General features: G+C 51.1%; 3 protein-coding genes. 2 read left to right on the forward strand and 1 reads right to left on the reverse strand.

Annotated features, from left to right (window positions below):
* Together Q0294_RS15680 and Q0294_RS15685 are read left to right on the forward strand one after the other, a co-directional pair.
* On the forward strand, positions 1-1,077 hold a 1,077-nt coding region (locus tag Q0294_RS15680; RefSeq protein WP_299467326.1), incomplete at its 5' end, for a Gfo/Idh/MocA family oxidoreductase.
* 164 nt (positions 1,078-1,241) lie between these two features.
* A complete protein-coding gene (locus tag Q0294_RS15685; RefSeq protein WP_299467328.1) occupies positions 1,242-2,081 on the forward strand; it encodes an MBL fold metallo-hydrolase in 840 nt (279 codons plus the stop codon).
* A gap of 150 nt (positions 2,082-2,231) precedes the next feature.
* Here Q0294_RS15685 and Q0294_RS15690 read toward each other — a convergent pair whose 3' ends face one another.
* On the reverse strand, positions 2,232-3,614 hold the full coding sequence (locus tag Q0294_RS15690) for a Gfo/Idh/MocA family oxidoreductase (RefSeq protein ID WP_299467330.1): 1,383 nt from the start codon (positions 3,612-3,614) through the stop codon (positions 2,232-2,234).
* Between the last annotated feature and the right edge of the window lie 170 nt (positions 3,615-3,784).

Raw genomic sequence — 3,784 nt, forward strand, 5'->3', positions numbered from 1 at the left:
CAGCGGGGAAATATTATGGTTCGCATCGGACTGATCGGCGTTGGCTTCATGGGAATGGCTCATTACGAAGGCGCTAAAAAACTCAAAGGGGCCAAAGTCACTGCGATTTCCACCCGTGATCCCAAAAAACTGGCGGGGGACTGGAGTACCATCGAAGGAAATTTTGGCCCCCGAGGCGGTCAGGTTGATTTGTCCAAAGTCAAACAATACGCCGACTATCATGACCTGCTGGCGGATCCGGAGATTGATCTGGTTGACATCTGCCTGCCCACTCAGATGCATGAGCAGGTGGCCCTCGATTCGATCCGGGCCGGCAAACATACACTCGTCGAGAAACCGATTGCCATCGATCTCAAAGCCGCGGACAAAATGGTGAAATCTGCGAAGAAAACGGGCGTCCAGTTCATGGTGGCTCAGGTACTCCCCTTCTTTCCCGAGTTTCAATTTGCCGTGGAGTGCGTTCGGGGCAAGCAATACGGGAAACTTCTGGCGGCTCATTTTCGTCGCGTGATGGCTCCCCCCAAATGGTCAGAAAATATTGAGGACTTCCAGAAGCTGGGAGGCTGGGGAATTGATCTGCACATTCACGACAATCATTTGATCAGCCTGATGTGTGGCGTCCCGCGAAAAGTAACTTCGCGCGGGATTCAGAACAAAGGTTACGTGAACCATGTTCACACCGTCTACGATTACGACGATCCAAATCTGGCGATCAGCTGCGTGAGCGGCGGGATTGCGACGCGTGGTCTCGAATTTGCGCACGGTTATGAACTTTATTTTGAAGAGGCCACAGTCCTGTTCGGCGCAGGAACAATGGGAGTGGGTAAGAATAAAGCCTGGGTGGTCAGCCAGCCTCTGACACTGATTACGAAAAACGGGCAGCTGAAACATCCCAAATTAAAAGGGGGAGACGCCTGGTGCGCGGCGTTTACTCTCGAATTACAGGCTGCTGTCGACGCGATTCAGTCCGGCGTCGAACCAGAGGCTTTATCCGGGGCGCTGGCCAGAGATGCCCTGAAAATCTGCTACGCCGAAGCGAAAAGCATCCAGACAGGCCGATCCATTCCGGTCAAATAAGTGTCCCTCTCCCTGTAATTTGAACATTTCCCTCATTGCACCGCCGAATCTCGAACGGTTCTTCGAAATACGGCGGTGTATTTATTGGTATGCCAGCAGGATTGAGTTAATCTGGCTTTCTTCAGAAACACAAGATTCCTCGAAAATCCGTCAGCGTTAGATCCATGCTCGAAAACTTACCTCTCCAATCCGTGAAATACAAAGGACTGACCATCGAGGGGTATTCACGCGCCGCGGTTCAGAGTTACTGGAGAATTCCTGAACTCAAACTGGGCTTCGACATGGGGGGCAGCCCCTGGTCATTCATGGGAACTTCCGTGTTCTTCATTTCGCATGCACACCTGGACCATATGGCGGCGTTGCCTGCTTATGTTGCCCGTCGACGCATGATGAAAATGAGCCCCCCCACCATTTATGTTCCCGAAGAAGTGGTGGACCCGGTCTGGAATATGCTGAAAAGCTGGCAGAGCCTGGATCGGGGACGTATGGAATGTGATCTGATCGGCATGAAGGATGGGGAGGAAGTCCAGCTTTCCCGCGAACACGCCGTAACTGCCTTTCGAACCAAACACACTGTCCCTTCGCTGGGTTTCCAGGTCTGGGACTGCCGCAAAAAATTGAAAGCCGAATATCTGGGCAGACCCGAAACGGAAATTCGTGACGCCCGTATGGCGGGTATCGAAGTCAGCGAAGAAATCCGCGTGCCTCTGGTATGTTATACCGGGGATACAGCGCCCGCCGGACTGGATCTGTTCGAAACCGCATATGAGTCTAAAGTGCTGATTACCGAAATGACCTTTTATCGCCCCGAACATCGGCGGGAAAAAATTCATAAATTTGGACATATGCACCTTGATGATCTCGTCGAACGGGCGGACCGGTTTCAAAATGAATTAATCATCCTGGCCCACTTCAGCACCCGTTACCACGACAACCAGGTAATGAACGCCATCAAAAAACATTTTCCGGCAGATTTATACGAACGCGTGCATCTCTGGATGTAAGCCGCGCTGAACACGAATGCCCGTCGGTCGGTAGACTTCCGCACTCGAAATACAGCCAATAAATACAGCCAATAAATACAGCCAATAAATAAAGCCTGAAGGAAACGGCTTCCTCCAGGCTGAGCGCTTTTCTCAATTGTACGAACCGGACTACGCGTTGATTTCGTAGCCTTTACGCTGTTCGCGGCTTTGCCACTGGTTGGCATCGTCATCGCCGATAATCTGTTCTGTCTTGGGATCCCATTGCAGAGAACGGTTCAGACGAATGGCGATATTGGCCAGATGGCAGGTGGTGATCGACCGATGATGTGTCATGACATCGGAAATCGGCTGCTCCCGTGCATCGACACATTCAAAGAAGTTCAGCATGTGATCTCCGGGTTTACGCCCTTTATAGAGCTTGGTGATGGTGTCGCTGGCAAGCGGGTTCGTTTTCAGATCTTCGACCGGTGTGCCGGTCAAATCACCACGGCTGACGAACATGCGCCCCTTCGTTCCCGTAAAGAGAATTCCGTTGCGCCCGTCACTTTTGATCGTCATCTTGACTTCATTCGGGAAGGTGCACTGCACTTCGAAATTGGATGCGACATTGTAGGCGTCATCCTTGGTGGGCATGCCGTTTTTAAGAGGCACCGGATGCACTGCAGAAATCGGCACAATTTGCGTCGGGCCAGAATGATCCATGCCGATTGCCCATTGCGCGATATCCACATGGTGTGCGCCCCAGTCGGTCATTTTGCCACCGGAATATTCATACCACCAGCGGAACTCATAGTGACCGCGTGTTTTGGGGCTGCCCTTCTCGCCTTCGCCGGCTTTCCAGCGATAATCAGTCATGGGAGCCTGCCCCAGCCATTTTTCCCAGTTCAAAGTTTTAGGAACTTCCGCAACAGGAACCGGACCACTGGGATCCACGCCACCGATCACACATTCGACTTCAGTGATATCGCCCAGACGACCTTCCTTGACGATAGCCAGAGCATTCAGGAAGCGCTGTCCCATTTCACTGCGCTGTTGCGTACCAACCTGAAATACGCGCCCGGTTTCTTTCAGCGCTTTGATGATCTGTTTACCTTCATCAATCGTCAGCGTCAGCGGTTTTTCGCAGTACACATCTTTACCGGCTTTCATCGCTTCAATCGCGATTTTCGTGTGCCAGTGATCCGTGGTGACGATGGTCACAATATCGATATCGGGATTTTCGAGAACTTTCCGATAGTCTTCAAAGACGGCGACTTCTTTCGTATTTCCTTTTTTACCCTGGATGTCTTTCACCCGGTTACGCGCACCATTTGCATGAGCAGCATCCACATCGCAGACAGCAATGACATCACCATACTTCATAGCGTTAGGACCAACCGCACCCCAGCGGCTCCCTGTTCCGATACAACCTACAATAGGGCGATCATTGGCAGCTTTGAATTTATATGCACTGGCGGGATCAATATCGAACCAGAAAGGAACACTGCTGCCAGCGACGACGGCCGCAGATGTTTTCAAAAAGTCGCGACGATTCTGCTTTTGATTACTCACTGAAGACTCCTTATCGACAAAGAATGGTGCAGGACGATTCGGTTCAACAAACCGCATTGTTGCAGGAAGATTAATCGAGACCAGCCATTATAATGATCTTGGAAACAGCTTTGCAAAGATCAATCGATCTTTATATCAGTTTTACGTTCTATTCTTTTCAGTACGTCTCC

Source organism: uncultured Gimesia sp., assembly GCF_937919775.1.
Taxonomy (GTDB): domain Bacteria; phylum Planctomycetota; class Planctomycetia; order Planctomycetales; family Planctomycetaceae; genus Gimesia.

Coding starts and splice junctions, on each gene's coding strand:
- Q0294_RS15685 (WP_299467328.1), top strand. CDS start 1,242: ATGCTCGAAAACTTACCTCTCCAATCCGTGAAATACAAAGGACTGACC.